10 protein-coding genes are annotated in these 15,094 nt (G+C 67.5%); 4 read left to right on the top strand and 6 right to left on the bottom strand.

What is annotated here, in order from left to right:
* Positions 1 to 157 precede the first annotated feature (157 nt).
* Genes IAG41_RS07825 through IAG41_RS07800 form a run of 6 tightly spaced genes read right to left on the bottom strand, consistent with a single transcriptional unit; the run spans position 158 to position 5,620 of the window.
* Positions 158 to 616, bottom strand: coding sequence for a YaiI/YqxD family protein (locus IAG41_RS07825; RefSeq protein ID WP_187728071.1), 459 nt, complete (start codon positions 614 to 616; stop codon positions 158 to 160).
* Entirely contained in the window at positions 613 to 2,352 is a 1,740-nt protein-coding gene (locus tag IAG41_RS07820) for a DEAD/DEAH box helicase (protein ID WP_187728070.1), read from the bottom strand. The genes IAG41_RS07825 and IAG41_RS07820 overlap by 4 nt, the downstream gene beginning before the upstream one ends.
* Before the next feature lie 49 nt (positions 2,353 to 2,401).
* The gene (locus IAG41_RS07815; protein WP_187728069.1) at positions 2,402 to 2,665 is read right to left on the bottom strand and encodes a hypothetical protein; all 264 of its coding nucleotides are present in this window, start codon (positions 2,663 to 2,665) and stop codon (positions 2,402 to 2,404) included.
* Entirely contained in the window at positions 2,666 to 3,841 is a 1,176-nt protein-coding gene (gene nagA / locus IAG41_RS07810; RefSeq protein WP_187728068.1) for an N-acetylglucosamine-6-phosphate deacetylase, read from the bottom strand.
* Positions 3,841 to 4,872 (bottom strand): SIS domain-containing protein, encoded by a 1,032-nt coding sequence (locus IAG41_RS07805; protein WP_187728585.1) that lies wholly within the window; start codon positions 4,870 to 4,872, stop codon positions 3,841 to 3,843. Before IAG41_RS07805 ends, nagA begins: the two co-directional genes overlap by 1 nt.
* Before the next feature lie 4 nt (positions 4,873 to 4,876).
* Positions 4,877 to 5,620 (bottom strand): GntR family transcriptional regulator, encoded by a 744-nt coding sequence (locus IAG41_RS07800; RefSeq protein ID WP_187728067.1) that lies wholly within the window; start codon positions 5,618 to 5,620, stop codon positions 4,877 to 4,879.
* 208 nt (positions 5,621 to 5,828) lie between these two features.
* Here IAG41_RS07800 and IAG41_RS07795 point away from each other — a divergent pair, with 208 nt between their 5' ends.
* The 4 genes from IAG41_RS07795 (at position 5,829) to nagE (ending at position 15,046) form a co-directional block, all read left to right on the top strand.
* Positions 5,829 to 8,507: a TonB-dependent receptor gene (locus IAG41_RS07795; protein WP_187728066.1), complete on the top strand. Its 2,679-nt coding sequence runs from the start codon at positions 5,829 to 5,831 to the stop codon at positions 8,505 to 8,507.
* 130 nt (positions 8,508 to 8,637) lie between these two features.
* Positions 8,638 to 10,905: a beta-N-acetylhexosaminidase gene (locus IAG41_RS07790; RefSeq protein WP_187728065.1), complete on the top strand. Its 2,268-nt coding sequence runs from the start codon at positions 8,638 to 8,640 to the stop codon at positions 10,903 to 10,905.
* Positions 10,902 to 13,370 (top strand): phosphoenolpyruvate--protein phosphotransferase, encoded by a 2,469-nt coding sequence (gene ptsP, locus IAG41_RS07785; RefSeq protein ID WP_187728064.1) that lies wholly within the window; start codon positions 10,902 to 10,904, stop codon positions 13,368 to 13,370. Before IAG41_RS07790 ends, ptsP begins: the two co-directional genes overlap by 4 nt.
* The gene (gene nagE, locus IAG41_RS07780; RefSeq protein WP_187728063.1) at positions 13,367 to 15,046 is read left to right on the top strand and encodes an N-acetylglucosamine-specific PTS transporter subunit IIBC; all 1,680 of its coding nucleotides are present in this window, start codon (positions 13,367 to 13,369) and stop codon (positions 15,044 to 15,046) included. The genes ptsP and nagE overlap by 4 nt, the downstream gene beginning before the upstream one ends.
* Positions 15,047 to 15,094: the final 48 nt, after the last annotated feature.

The following is a 15,094-nucleotide window of genomic DNA, read 5'->3' as shown; positions in this document are numbered from 1 at the left end:
GGGCCGAGTCGGCGAGCGGCGTGGAATCTGGGTCATGGTCGAGACCTAGACCAGTACGGCTAACGCTTTGTTTAAATGAGATTACGTAATGTCGACGGGCCGCGAGCGTAACGATGCGGCGCGCCTCCCCTGGCCGGCGGGATCTTAAGCGTTTGCGTTAACGCCGCTTGAGGCTGACCAGCGCCGTGTCCAGTGCCTGGAGGAAGCGCGAGCGATCGGTCTTGGAGAAGGGCGCCGGGCCGCCCAATTGGTCGCCGCCGGCGCGCAGATCGGCCATGATCGCACGGGTGGCGATGGCGCTGCCGATCGAGCTTGTCGTGAAGGGCTTGCCGGTGGGGGCGAGCACGGTTGCGCCGCTCTTGAGGCAGCGATCCGCCAGCAGGATGTCGGCGGTGATCGCCACGGTCCCGGAGTCGCTATTCTCCGCGATCCAGTCGTCGGCGGCGTCGAAGCCGTCGCTCACCACCACGCGGCTCAGCAACGGGTGTTGCGGAATGCGCAAATGGCTGTTGCTGACCACGACCACCGGCACCTCATGGCGCCAGGCGACCTTGTAGATTTCTTCCTTCACCGGGCACGCATCGGCATCGACGAGGATGCGGACGGGTCCGCTCATTTTGGACGGGGACCCCGCGGACCCTTTTGATAGGGCTTGGCCTGGTGGCGTGGCGTAAGGCGGCCCGAATTCGGTCCGGCGCCCCGTGGAGGACCGCTGCGCTGGGGGCGAGGGCCACGGGGACCTTCGTCGTGCGCCGGGCCCTGTGAGGGCTCGATGCGGACGTCGTCATCGCCTTCCGCCGTCTTCGCGAGCGCTGCCTGGAACTTGGCGGCGAGAGCGCGGGGGACCTGGAAGTTGGTCTCGTTCTGCGCGATGCGGATCGCGCCGACCTCGTTCTTGGTGATCTGGCCGCGGCGGCAGATCAGTGGCAGGATCCAGCGCGCATCGGCATTCTGGCGGCGGCCGATATCGAGGCGGAACCAGGCGATGTCCTCGAAGCCGGGACGGTGGCGCTCCTGCTGGGCGGCGCGGCGGGCCTCGGGACTCTGGTCGGAAAGCTCCTCGGGCTGCGGCATCGCGTTGCGATGCGCGCGGACGAGCGCGGCGGCGATATCCTCGGGGCTCTTCTCGGCGATCAGGCGCTCGGCCAGTGCGCGATCCTCGTCGTCATACTCGACCGGTTCGAGCAAAGCGGCGATCAGGCGATCGCGGTCGCTGGCGCGGATCTGCTCGGGCGTCGGCGCCTCCAACCACTCGGCGTTGATGCGGGCGCCGCGCAACATCGATTCGACCCGGCGGCGGCGCGGATAGGGGACGATGAGGATCGCCGTGCCCTTCTTGCCGGCGCGGCCGGTGCGGCCCGAACGGTGCTGGAGCGTCTCGGCATCGCGAGGCAGCTCGACATGGATGACGAGGCTGAGCGTCGGCAGATCGATGCCGCGCGCGGCGACGTCGGTCGCGACGCAGACGCGGGCGCGGCGGTCGCGCAGCGCCTGGAGCGCGGCGTTGCGCTCGTTCTGGCTGTGCTCGCCCGACAGGGCAACGGCAGCGAAACCGCGCTCGACCAGGCTGGCGTGGAGATGGCGGACATTGTCGCGCGTCGCGCAGAACAGCATCGCCGTCTCGGCCTCGTGGAGGCGGAGCAGGTTGATCACCGCATGCTCGATGTCGGACGGCGAGACGGTGACGGCCTGATAGGCGATATCGCCATGGCCGCGATCTTCGCCGACCGTGGTGATGCGCAGCGCGTCGCGCTGGTAACGCTTCGCCAGCATGACGATCGGCTTGGGCATCGTCGCGGAGAAAAGGAGTGTGCGGCGCTCGTTGGGCGTCGCGTCGAGGATTTCCTCGAGATCCTCACGGAAGCCCATGTCGAGCATTTCGTCGGCTTCGTCGAGCACCGCGGCCTTGAGCGCCGAGAGATCGAGCGCGCCGCGCTCGAGATGGTCGCGCAGACGCCCGGGCGTGCCGACGACGATATGCGCGCCATAGCTGAGGTTGCGGCGCTCCTTGGAGGCATCCATGCCGCCGACGCAGGTGGCGATGCGCGCGCCGGTCGGGCCATAAAGCCAGATCAGCTCGCGGCTGACCTGGAGCGCGAGCTCGCGCGTCGGCGCGATAATCAGGGCGAGGGGCGCTTTCGCCGGCGCGACGCGGCCGTCCTCGCCGACCAGTTCGGAGGCCATGGCCATGCCGAAGGCGACGGTCTTGCCCGAACCGGTCTGCGCGGAGACGATAAGGTCGCGGCCGAGTGCATCGGGTTCGAGCACCGCCGCCTGGACAGGGGTGGGCGCGGTATAGCCGCGCGCGGCGAGCGCCTCGGAAAGAAGCGGGGGGAGCTGGGAAAAGGGCATGTTTCGCTTAGATGGGGGGTGCGGCGCTGGCCGCAAGAAGCCGGACCCCTTAGCCGCGATCGAGCTTCCACGCCAGCGTTAGATAATCCTCGGCCGCCTTGCGCAGCGTGGGGTCCTTTTCGAAGGCCTCGGACGGGGGCGGGGCAGTGCCTAGGGCCTCCATCAGCGACCAGAGCGCGAAGCGGCGGCTGGGCTCGCGCTCGGTGCCGAAATCCACAGCCAAGCGATGATCGCCCTCGGCACGCGCCGCGGGATCGATTGCGTCGAGATCGTCGGTGCCGAAATAGTGCGTGAGGAGCGCGTCGAGGTCCATTCAGGCAGAAGCCGCGGACGGCATGGCAGGTTCCGCATCGCGATCGCCTATGCCCGCGATCCAGGTGCCGGTGACATGGAGCGAATCGTCGAGCGCGACCAGATCGGCGCTGTAGCCCGGCGCGATGCGGCCGTGATCAGAGCCGAGGCGCAGGAAAGCGGCGGGAGAGTGACTCGCCATGGCCACCGCGGCCTCCAGCGGGGCGCCTAGCATCGCGACGGCGTTGCGCACCGCCGACGCCATGTCGAGATTCGAGCCGGCGAGGGTGCCGTCGGCATCGGTGCAGGTGCCACCCTGGACGAGGATGCGGCGGCCTTGCAGCGTGAACTCGCTCGCCGAACTGCCGACCGAGGGCATCGCATCGGTCACCAGCATCAGCGACTGGACCGGTTTGCAGCGCAAAGCGAGCTTGAGCGTGACCGGGCTGACATGGTGGCCATCGACGATGATGCCGGCGACCAGCGCATCCTGCTCGAGCGTGGCGCCGACCAGACCAGGCGCGCGCGAGGTGAGCGGCGACATCGCATTGAACAAGTGCGTGATGCCGGTGAGGCCTGCCCGCATCGCCGCGATCGCCTGCTCATAGGTGGCGTTGCTGTGGCCGGCGGCGATGATCACGCCGGCGTCGACCAGGCGGGCGATGATCTCGGGCGAGGTCTGTTCGGGCGCGAGCGTCACCAGGGTGCGGCCGCGCTTGAGCGAGGTGAGCACGCCCAGGCTCTCTTCGTCGATGCGGCGGATCTTCTCGGGAAGATGGATGCCGCGGCGATCGAGATTAAGGAACGGGCCCTCGATATGGATGCCGAGCACGCCCGGGACGCCGGCCTCGATCGCCGCATCGACCGCGGCGACGGCGCGGCGGACCACCGACATATCGTCGCTGATCAGGGTCGGCAGGAAGCCGGTGGTGCCGAAGCGCCGGTGCGCGGCGCCGATCGCGGCGATGCCGTCGAGGGTCGGCGCGTCGTTGAACAGGACGCCGCCGCCGCCATTGACCTGGGTGTCGACAAAGCCCGGCACGAGCATCTGCCCGGCCAGATCGTGGCGCACTGCATTCGCCGGAACGTCGGCCGCGGGCACGATCGCCGCGATGCGGCCACTCTCGACCACCACCGCCACATCGTTGCGAAAGCCTTCCGCGAGCAGGACGCGGCCATTGACGAAAGCACTGGCCATCAGACGGTCTCGGTCACTTTCGCAAGGCTGGGCGGGCGATCGGGATCGAAGCCGCGTTTGAGCGATAGCGCATTTACTGCGCGGTAAAAGGCCTGGATCTGCAGCATCGGTTCGATCGCGGGATGTGCGGCGGGATGCGGGAGCTGGATCGCGCCGGCGACCTCGCCGCCGCTGACCAGCACTTCGCCACCGCGTACGAGCACATCGGCGACCAGTTCGTCGACGCCGTCGGCGGTCTCGTCGCCCTGGCGGAAGACAAGCAAAGGAAAGTCAGGGCCGACCAGCGCCATCGGGCCGTGGCGAACCTCGGCGGCGCTGAACGCCTCGGCATGAAGGCCGCAGGTCTCCTTGAACTTGAGCGCGGCTTCCTGGGCGATGCCGAAGCCGACGCCACGTCCGATCACATAGAGGCCGCGTGCGTTCCGCAGCCGTTCCACTAGTGGCGACCAGTCGCATTCCCACGCCGCGCGGAGCAAAGCGGGGGAGGCCAGGACCGCGTCGAGCAGCTCAGTATCGTCGGCCCAGCGCGCGACGAGGTGGAGCAGACCGGCGAGGCTGGCGATATAGGATTTTGTCGCGGCGACGCTGAGCTCGGGACCCGCATTGAGCGGCAGGGTGAGGTCGGCCTCCGCGGCGAGCGGCGAATCCATGACATTGACCAAAGCGAGCGTGCGGGCGCCGCCCTCTTTCGCAGCGCGCATCGCGGCGAGGATGTCGGGGCTCTTGCCCGATTGCGAGATGCCGATCGCGAGCATGCCGGAGAAATCGGTGGCGGTGCCATAGACCGACGAGATCGAGGGCGCCGCGGAGGTGGTCAGCACGCCGAGTCGTGTCTCGATCAGATATTTGGCGAAGGTCGCGGCATGATCCGAGCTGCCGCGCGCGCAGGTAAGCACGCCGCGCGGATGTTCGGCGCGCAGCTCGGCGGCGAGGGTGGCCACGGCTTCGGCATTGGCCGCGAGCTGGCGCTCGACAGCGTTGGCAGCGTCGGCCGCTTCCTGGAACATCCGGGTCGATTGCGGATCGGCCATCGATTCAGCCTCGCGTGTCCAGTTCGGCGACGAAGTCATAGGCATCGCCGCGGTACCAGCTCTGCGTCGCCTCGATCACGCGCCCATCGGCGAGAAAGCCGCGCCGCTCGATATAAAGCCCCGGAGCGCCCGCTTCGATCCCGAGCAACTTGGCCTGCTCGGCGTTGAACAGCACCGCGCGCAGCCGCTGGAGCGCGCGCACCGGGCGATTCCCCGCCGCTTCGAGCGCGGCATAAAGCGAGGATCCGACAGTTTCCATGTCCTCGAAGCCGAAGCCCGGGATCGTGGCATATTCAAGCGCCATCGCGACATCGTCGGCGTAGCGGACGCGATTGAAGCGATAGACCGCGGCGCCGGGGCTGAGGCCCAGCGTCAGCGCCTCGTCGGGCGTGACGGCGCCTTCGGTGCGGCTCAGCCATTCGCTGCGCACGCTGCGCCCGCGCGCGGCCATGTCTTCGGAGAAGGAGGAAAGCTTGGCGAACTGCTTCTCGACGCGGCCGGCGACGAAAGTGCCCGCGCCGTGGCGGCGCACCAGCAGTCCTTCGTCGACCAAAGTATCGAGCGCCTTGCGCAGCGTGATCCGCGATACCGAGAGGTCCGCGGCGAGATCGCGCTCGGGCGGCAGCGCCTCATTGGGCTTGAGCACCTGATCGCGCAGCGCCTCGCGCAACGCATCTTCGAGCCGCCGATACAGCGGACCGCCACCAGACCCGTCCAGGGGTTTAATTCTTTCGGCCAGCAGCGGCATCTCGGCTCCACCATTGGGCTTGTCGTCGCCCGACGCAACACTAATACCAATGGAATACCAGTTGTCAGTAAAAAAATTTCACTCCGCCGTCACATTGTTGAAAGAATCCCTCTTGACGCCAGAATTGGTCTGGCAGATGGTTCATGCATTGGTATGCAACTGGTACAGACATAGTGCATACCACAGGGATCATCTAAGGGGATGGATCATGGGGATTCGGGCACTACTCATCGGCACCGCCAGCAGCGTGGCGCTGTTCGCCAGTGCGGCGCATGCGCAAAGCCAAGGCGCTGACGCGGCGCAGACTGCGGAGTCCCAGGACGGCGACGAGATCGTCGTCACCGGCTTCCGCGCATCGCTCGCCCAGTCGATCGAGACCAAGCGCAATGCCAATGCGATCGTCGATTCGATCACGGCCGAGGATGTCGGCAAGTTCCCCAACACCAATGTCGCCGAAGCGCTGACACTGGTTCCGGGCGTGACCGTCGACCGCCAGTTCGGCCAGGGCGAGAAGGTCTCGATCCTCGGCACCGATCCGGCGCTCAACCGCACCCTGCTCAACGGCCAGACGGTCGCCTCGGCCGACTGGTTCATCCTCGACAATCCGGGCCGCACCTTCAACTACGCGCTGCTTGCACCGCAGCTCGTCAACCGGGTCGACGTCTACAAGTCGCCCGAGCCGCGCATCGACGAAGGCTCGATCGGCGGCACCGTGAACGTACTCACCCGCAAGCCGCTGGAGCTCAAGAACTTTGTGGTCGCCAGCTCGCTCGGCTATCTCTACAATGACCGTTCGGAAAAGGGCGACATCCAGGGCTCGGCGCTGGTCAGTTGGCGCAACGATTCCGGTACCTTCGGCCTGCTCGGCTCGTTCCAGCGCTCCAAGGACCAGCTGCGCCGCGACGGGCTCGAGGCCTATGGCACGATCAGCGCCAATTTCTGGAATGGCGTGAATGATGCGGGCACCAGCTCGATCACCACGGGCAACTGCACCGGCACCTGCGCGACCACGCTCACCGCAAATCCGAACGCCAAGTTCCCGAACGCGTTCGGCACCTCCTATTTCGCGCAGGATCGCGAGCGCCTGACCTATTCGGCCACCGCGCAGTGGAAGCCGGTCGACCAGCTGACGGTCACCGCCGATTGGCTGCGCATCGACGCGACCTATGACAATCTCAACCAGTCGATGTACGCCTTTCCGGGCAATGTCTGGAACAGCGCCGGGTCGCTGACGGGCCTGACCGTCGACAATGGCGTGGTCACCAAGGCGACCTTCCACAACGCGCTCTCGGTGCTCGACGCCCAGTATCGCGTCGCCGAGATGCACTCGCAGACCTTCCACGGCCAGATCGGCTGGGACGATGTGAAGTGGGACCTCAATGTCGAGGGCGGCATCTCGGACGCGGACGGCGGCACCAAGAAGCAGGTGTTCCTCGAGTTCCTCAACTGGGCCGACTACACCGTCGACATCAGCGGCGCGCCCGGCAAGCCCGGCAGCATCAGCTATGGCAGCAACGTACTCGGCAATCCGGCGGCCTTCGTCACCGACTCCGGCTGGAGCGGCAACCTGGTCGACAAGCCGACCACCGACAAGGAGCGCTATGCCCAGGCGGACTTCGGCCTGAAGTTCGACGGCGTGCTGAAGCGTATCCAGGTGGGCTACAAGTATCGCAAGCACGAGACCGGCCAGGAATATGAGGGCGTCGCGCTTGCCGGCGCCAACGGCTTTACCCAGCCGGCGAGCGCTTTCAACACCAGCACCGTCGCCGACAACTATCTGACGGGCTTTGACGGCATCAACGATCAGATGGCCGGCCGCTTCATCATCGACGGCAACTCGATGGTGGATTATGTGCAGGGCCGTCCGAACCTGCCGACTCCGTCCAAGTTCGCTGCGTCCGAGTTCACCGCGGGCAACTGGGACATCAAGGAACAGATCCACGCCGCCTATGCCCAGGCGAACTTCGACGCCGGCGGCTTCCGGGGCAATTTCGGCGTGCGCTATGTCCACACCTCCACCGACAGCGCGGGCTATGTCTGCAAGCCGGGCGCGACCTGCAACGCGCAGGCCGACTGGGTGTGGCAGACGACCAAGAGCAGCTACGACAATGTCCTACCGAGCGTGAACATCATCGCCGATGTGAAGAAGGACCTCATCTTCCGCTTCGCCGCGGCGCAGGTGATCGCCCGCCCGAACTATGCCGATGAAACCAACTATTTCTGGCTCTCCGACCAGATCCTCACCGGTGGCGGCGGCAACCCGGATCTGAAGCCGTACAAGTCGAACAACTTCAACGCGTCGCTCGAATGGTATCTGGCGCCGCACGCGATCCTGTCGGGCGAAGTGTTCTACAAGGACATCAGCAACTACATCCTGACGCAGACTGCGCCGGAGCAGCATTTCAACGCGTCGCAGAACATGGTGACGACCTATCAGATCAGCCGCCCGTTCAACGCGGGTTCGGCCGAGGTGAAGGGCTTCGCCATCGCCTATCAGCAGAGCCTGCCCTTCGGCCTCGGCCTGCTCGCCAACTATACCTATTCGGATGGCCATGCGAGCACCGGCGCCGACCTGCCGTATAATTCGCGGCACCAGGCCAGCCTGAGCCCGTTCTTCGAGAGCGGCCCGGTGGCGCTTCGCGCGACCTATACCTGGCGCTCCAAATACTTCACCGGCGTCGACCGTGGTGACCAGATGTACGTCCGCGACACCGCCAATGTGGACGTGTCGGCGACGTACAACTTCACCAAGGAAATCGGGCTCACCCTCTCGGGCATGAACCTGACCGACAGCCAATATTATGCCTATGCCAACACGCCGCGCCTGCCGCGCGGGATCTACAAGACCGGCCGCAAGGCGCTCGCGACCATCAACGTCAACTTCTGATCCTCACCCAGAGGCGTGACTGGGCGGCGGAATCGGGGAAGCATGCTCCCTTCTTCCGCCGCCCATTTCTTTTGTGCCAGCCGCGTTTGCGCATAAGCTGGCGCCCGCTCGACCGAGGGGATGTGACCGCGTGAAGTCTTACCGACATCTGCTCATCGCGCTGCTGGTGGCGCTTCCCTCCACGCCCGCGGCCGCCCAATTGCCGAAGCTGCTGCCGGTTCCCGTCGAGCTGAAGGAAGCCGAGGGCGCGTTCCGGATCGGGCCGGCGACGGCGATCGTGGCGGCGAGCGACGATAAAGGCGCGCGGAACGCGGCAGAACGCCTGGCGGCGCTGGTGAGGGGCTCGCGGGGGTTCGCGCCGCCGATCGGGGCGAGCGCCAAGGGGCCGGCGATCCGGTTCCGCCGGGCACCGACGGGGGACGCGGAATCCTATCGGCTCGAGGTGACCAGCGCTGGCGCGACGATCATCGCGGGCGACGATGCCGGGCTGCTCTATGGCGCGGTGACCCTGTGGCAGGCGATGACCCAGACGGCGGGGCAGGGGGCGGTGACCGTGCCGGGCTTCGCCGTCAGCGACACGCCGCGCTTCCACTGGCGCGGGCTGATGCTCGACAGCGCGCGGCATTTCCAGTCGGCGGACTATGTGCGGAAGCTGATCGACTGGATGGCGGTCAACAAGCTCAACACGCTGCACTGGCATCTGGTCGACGATCAGGGCTGGCGGATCGAGATCAAGAAATATCCGAAGCTTACCGAGGTTTCGGGCTGGCGTTCGCCGGCCATCGCGCCGGGAGCCCCGCCGCTGCCCAAAGTGGGCGGTTTCTACACGCAGGACGAGATCCGCGCGGTCATCGCCTATGCAGCGAAGCGCAACGTGACGATCGTGCCAGAGATCGAGATGCCGGGGCACGCGCTGGCGGCGATCCGCGCTTATTCCTGGCTCGGCACCGGCACGCCGATCCCACCGGGGACGGAGAGCGACTGGGGCGTGTTTCCCTGGCTCTACAATGTCGACGACCGCACTTTCGGCTTTCTCGAGGACGTGCTGGGGGAAGTGATCGCGCTGTTCCCGTCGAAGTACATCCATGTCGGCGGCGACGAGGCGGTGAAGGACCAGTGGAAGGCCTCGCCGACGATCCAGGCCCAGATGAAGGCGCTCGGCATCAAGGACGAGACTGCGCTGCAGAGCTGGTTCGTCCATCGGATCGAGAAGTTCGTCACCGGCAAGGGCCGGCGGCTGATCGGCTGGGACGAGATCCTCGAGGGCGGGATGCCCGAGGGCGCGACGATCACGTCATGGCGCGGGATCGACGGCGCGATCGCGGCGGCCAAGGCCGGGCACGACGCGGTGCTGAGCCCGGCGCCGACGCTGTATTTCGACAATCGCCAGGGCTTCGGACCGTCCGAGCCGCCGGGGCGCGGGCACCTGATCGACCTGAAGACGGTCTATGCTTTCGATCCCGCGCCGGACGCGATCCCGGCGGAGCAGCAGCACCATATCCTGGGCCTCCAGGCGAACCTGTGGGCCGAACATGTCCGCACCGAAGCGCGCTCGGCATGGGCGACCTTCCCGCGCGCCAGCGCTGTCGCCGAAATCGGCTGGTCGCGCGAGGCGGAGCGCAATTTCCCCGATTTCGTGACCCGGGTGATCCCGCAGATGGAACGGATGCGCAGCCTGGGGCTGACATCGGCAAGCAGCGCGTTCGAGGTGCATGCGGACCTGGACTATAAGCCTGGCGAAGGCGCGGTGGGCGTGACGCTGGCGAACCAGGCCAGCCTCGAGATGCGCTATACCACCGACGGCAGGGCCGTGACTGCAAAGTCGCCGGTCTACACCGCATCGTTCCAGCTCAAGCTTCCTGGCGCGCTCAAGGCGTCGGCATTTGTCGATGGCCGTGCCGTGCCCGGCGCGGCCATCGCGCGGCAGATCGACGCGCGCGCGGTGCGGCGGCGCGGCGACGAGGAGCTCAAGACCTGTACGAACAAGGTCGTGCTGGCGCTGGAGGACGATTATCCCGCCACCGGCAAGCGCGCGATATTCCTGACCGACATCTTCAATCCGTGCTGGCTCTACGAGGCCGCGCCGGTGGGCGGGGCGAAGCAGATCGCGATCGAGGTCGGGCAGATCCCCTTCAACTTCCAGATCGGCAACGACATCAACCACATCAAGTTCGCTCCGCCGGCGACGCCCGCAGGCGAATTCGAAGTGCGCGCGGGGACATGCCAGGGACCGCGGATCGCGGTGCTGCCGCTGGCGCCGGCGGTGGGCAATCCGGGGATCACGCGATTGGTCGCGCCGATCGAACCGCGGCAGGGCAATGAAACCTTATGCATCAGCTACACGGCCAAAGGCGTCGAGCCGATGTGGGCGGTCGAGTCGGTCGAGCTGGTCCCATGAGCGGCATGCAGGCCGACAGCGTGACCCTGGTGGCGCCCTTTGCGGGCTGGCTTGCGCCGCTGGAGGAAGTGCCCGACGCGGTCTTCGCCGAGCGAATGATGGGCGACGGCTTCGCGATCGATCCGATCGAGGGCGTGCTGCGCGCGCCGGCGGCTGGCGAGGTGCTTTCGGTACCGGCGAGCGCGCATGCAGTGACGCTGCGGCTCGACAATGGTGCGGAGCTGCTGCTGCATATCGGGCTGGAGACGGTCGCGCTGGGCGGGCGCGGCTTTGTAGCGAAGGTGAAGGCGGGCGACCGCGTTGCCGCGGGCGATCCGCTGATCGCTTTCGATCTCGATAGGGTGGGCGAGGCGGCCAAGGCGCTGATCACGCCGGTGGTTGTGGCCAATGACGGCTTCACACTGAAGCTGGATCGCGTGGGACGGTTGGTTGGCGCGGGCGATCCGGTTGCCAGCATATTGCGCAGCGGCGCGCGCGCGGCGGTCGGTGTTGCGGCGCAGGACGAAAAGCACGAGCGCGAAGTGCGCGTAGCAGCCGCGCACGGCATCCATGCTCGTCCGGCTGCGCGCATCGCTGCGGCGTTACGGCCCTTCCTGTCCGAGGTCGAGCTGGTGCGCGGCGACCGCACCGCGAATGCGCGGAGCACGGTGGGGTTGCTCGGGCTTGGCGTCGCGAATGGCGAGACCGTGGTTGTTCGCGCCTCGGGGCCGGATGCGTGCGCGGCGGTGGACGCGGTCGCGGAGCTGATCCTCGCGGGGCTCGGCGAGGAGGCGCATGCCGCACCCGCCGCGGCTCGGGTCGAGCCGGGACGTCCGGTCTGCGCTTCACCCGGCCTTGCCATCGGGCGGGTGTTGCAATTGCGGGCGGTCGATCAGGACGTGCCTGAGAACGGCGGCGGGGCGGCGCAGGAGCGTGCTGCGCTGGACAAGGCGCTGGCGGAGGTCGCGAGCACCTTGGAGGGCAGTAGCGGCAGCGCCGCCGAAATCGCCGAGGCGCATCGGGCGCTGCTTTCCGATCCCGAATTGATCCGCGCGGCGGGCCGCCGGATCATCGAAGGGCGCGGCGCCGGATACGCGTGGCGCGCGGCCAGCCGCGAGGCCGCCGATGCGATCCGAGCGACCGGCGACGCGCTGTTGATGGAGCGCGTGGCGGACCTGACCGACCTGGAGCGCCAGGTTATCGCGGCGCTGCTCGGCGGCGACGCACCCGGCGTGCCGGTTTTGCCCAACGGCACGATCCTGATCGCCGAAGACCTGCTGCCTTCGCAGTTCCTGGCGCTCGACAAGGGCAACCTGGCGGGGATCGTCACGGCGGCGGGCGGGCCGACATCGCATGTCGCCATCCTGGCGAGCTCGGCGGGGATTCCGATGCTGGTCGCGGCTGGGGAGGATGTGCTTGCGATCGCCGACGGCCTACCGGTGATCCTCGATGCCGATACCGCGACGATCGCGACTGACCCCGGCGAAACGGCACTGGCCGCGGCGGGCGAGCGGCTGGCGCATGCCCGCGAACGCCGTGCACAGGATCTGGCAGCGGCGCACGAGCCCGCGCGGATGGCCGACGGCACGCGGATAGAGATCTTCGCCAATCTCGGCTCGGTGGCCGACGCGGCAGCGGCGGTGAATGCCGGCGCGGAGGGCTGCGGGCTGCTGCGCACCGAATTCCTGTTTCTCGATCGCGATACCGCGCCCAGCGAGGACGAGCAGCGCGAGACCTATTCGCGGATCGCCGCGACCCTGGGCGACCTCCCGCTGATCGTGCGCACTCTCGATATCGGCGGCGACAAGCCGGTGCCCTATCTGCCGCTGCCAGCGGAGGAAAATCCGGCGCTGGGACTGCGCGGGATAAGGCTGGGGCTAGCCCGGCCCGACCTGTTGCGGCTCCAGCTTCGCGCGATCCTGCGCGGCGTGCCAGCGAGCCAGTGCCGGATCATGCTGCCGATGGTCGCGGATCTGGGCGACTACCGCCCGGTGCGGGCGATGCTCGACGAAGTGAAGGCGGAGCTGGGGGTCACCGATGCGATCCAGCTCGGCGTGATGATCGAGACGCCCGCGGCGGCGATGCTGGCCGGCCAGATCGCCCGCGAGGCCGATTTCCTGTCGATCGGCACCAACGACCTTACCCAATATACGCTCGCGGCGGACCGCGGGAACGCAGGCGTGTCGCAGCGGATCGATGCGCTGCATCCGGCCGTGCTGCGGCTGATCCGCGAAGTCGGGCGCGGCGCCGCCGAGGCGGGGCGCTGGGCGGGGGTGTGCGGCGGACTGGCATCCGATCCGCTCGCCGCGCCGATCCTGATCGGGCTGGGCATCACCGAGCTTTCGGCGACGCCGGCGGCGGTGCCGGGGCTCAAAGCGGTAGTGCGCACGCTCGACATCGCGGCGTGCAAGGCACTGGCCGAGCGCGCCTGCGATGCGGTTTCGGCGAGCGAAGTACGCGAACTTGCCCGGGAGGCGATTCGATGAAGCTGCATCCTTCGCGCGTGCTGGCCCGGCTCCAGCCGCTCGGGCGCGCATTGATGCTGCCGATCGCGGTGCTGCCGATTGCTGCGCTTCTGCTGCGGCTCGGCCAGGCCGACATGCTCGGTATCCCGTTCATCGCGGCATCGGGTGACGCGATCTTCTCGAACCTGGGCCTGTTGTTCGCCGCGGGTGTCGCGGTGGGGCTCGCGAAGGAGAATCACGGCGCGGCGTCGCTTGCGGGCGTGGTCGCCTACCTCGTCGCGACCGAGGGGGCGAAGGTGCTGCTCAAGCTTCCGCCCGATCTTTTGACGGCCGCGGCCGCCGAACAGGCGGCGTGGCGCGTCAAGGAGATATCCAAGCTCAGCGTGCCTGCCGGCATTTCGGCGGGCATCGTCGCGGGGGTGCTCTATAATCGCTACAGCACCATCAAGCTGCCCGATTACCTCGCCTTCTTCGCGGGGCGGCGCTTCGTGCCGATCGCCGCTGGGCTCGCGGGCCTGATCGGCGCGGGGATCTTCGGACTGGGCTTTCCGTGGTTCGAGGCGGGAGTCGACACGCTCAGCCGCTGGGTGGTGAGCGCGGGGCCGATCGGGCTGTTCGTCTATGGCCTGCTCAACCGGCTGCTGCTGATCACCGGGCTGCACCACATCATCAACAACATCGCCTGGTTCTTGCTCGGCGACTTCCATGGCGCGACCGGCGACATCAAGCGCTTCTTCGCGGGCGATCCGACCGCCGGGTCGTTCATGGCCGGCTTCTTCCCGGTGATGATGTTCGGGCTACCGGCGGCGTGCCTGGCGATGTACCGCAGCGCCTTGCCCGCGCGGCGCAAGGCGGTGGGCGGCCTGCTGCTCAGCCTGGCGCTGACTTCGCTTCTGACCGGCGTGACCGAGCCGATCGAGTTCACCTTCATCTTCCTCGCGCCGTTGCTCTACCTGGTCCACGCAGTGCTCACCGGCGTCGCGATGGTGGTGATGGACCTGCTCGGCGTGAAGCTGGGCTTCGGCTTCTCCGCCGGGCTGATCGACTATGTGCTCAACTTCGGACTGGCGACACGGCCGCTGCTGCTGATCCCGGTGGGGATCGTCTATTTCGCGATCTACTATTTCGCCTTCAGCTGGTGCATCCGCCGCTTCGACCTGAAGACCCCGGGGCGCGAGACCGATGAGCCGGTGGCGAGCGGCGCGGCTGCCGGAGGGGGCGGTCGCGGGGCCGGTATCGTCCTGGCGCTTGGCGGGCGGGAGAATATCCGCAACGTGGATGCGTGCACGACGCGGCTCCGGCTGGTCCTGGCCGATTCCGGTCGTGTCGACGAAGCAGCTTTGCGCGGGCTCGGTGCGCGGGGCGTGCTGAAGCTGACCGACGGCGGGGTGCAGGTGGTGATGGGGCCGATCGCCGACCAGGTGGCAAGCGAAGTGCGCGAGGCGATGGCGTCTGGCCCGGTCGTCGCGACGGCGGGGATCGATGCCGCGACAGTCGTACGCGCGTTGGGCGAAGGCAATCTCCGCTCGGCCGAGGCGCGTGCCACGCGCGTGCTTGCCAAAGTGGGCGATCCGGAATTGGTCGACGAGGCGGCGCTTCGGCGTGCGGGTGTGCGGGCGGTGGCGGTGGTGGGTGGAACAGTGCACCTGGTTGCCGGGCCCGATGCTTCCGCGCTTGCCGCAGAGCTCGCCGGCTGAACCATAGCCTTTAGGAATTCCGAACCCAGACCAAGCTATTAGCCGCGA

It is taken from the genome of Sphingomonas sp. JC676, from assembly GCF_014489075.1.
In the GTDB taxonomy this organism is placed as follows: domain Bacteria; phylum Pseudomonadota; class Alphaproteobacteria; order Sphingomonadales; family Sphingomonadaceae; genus Sphingomonas.
This window is presented reverse-complemented; position numbering and strand designations above follow the sequence as displayed.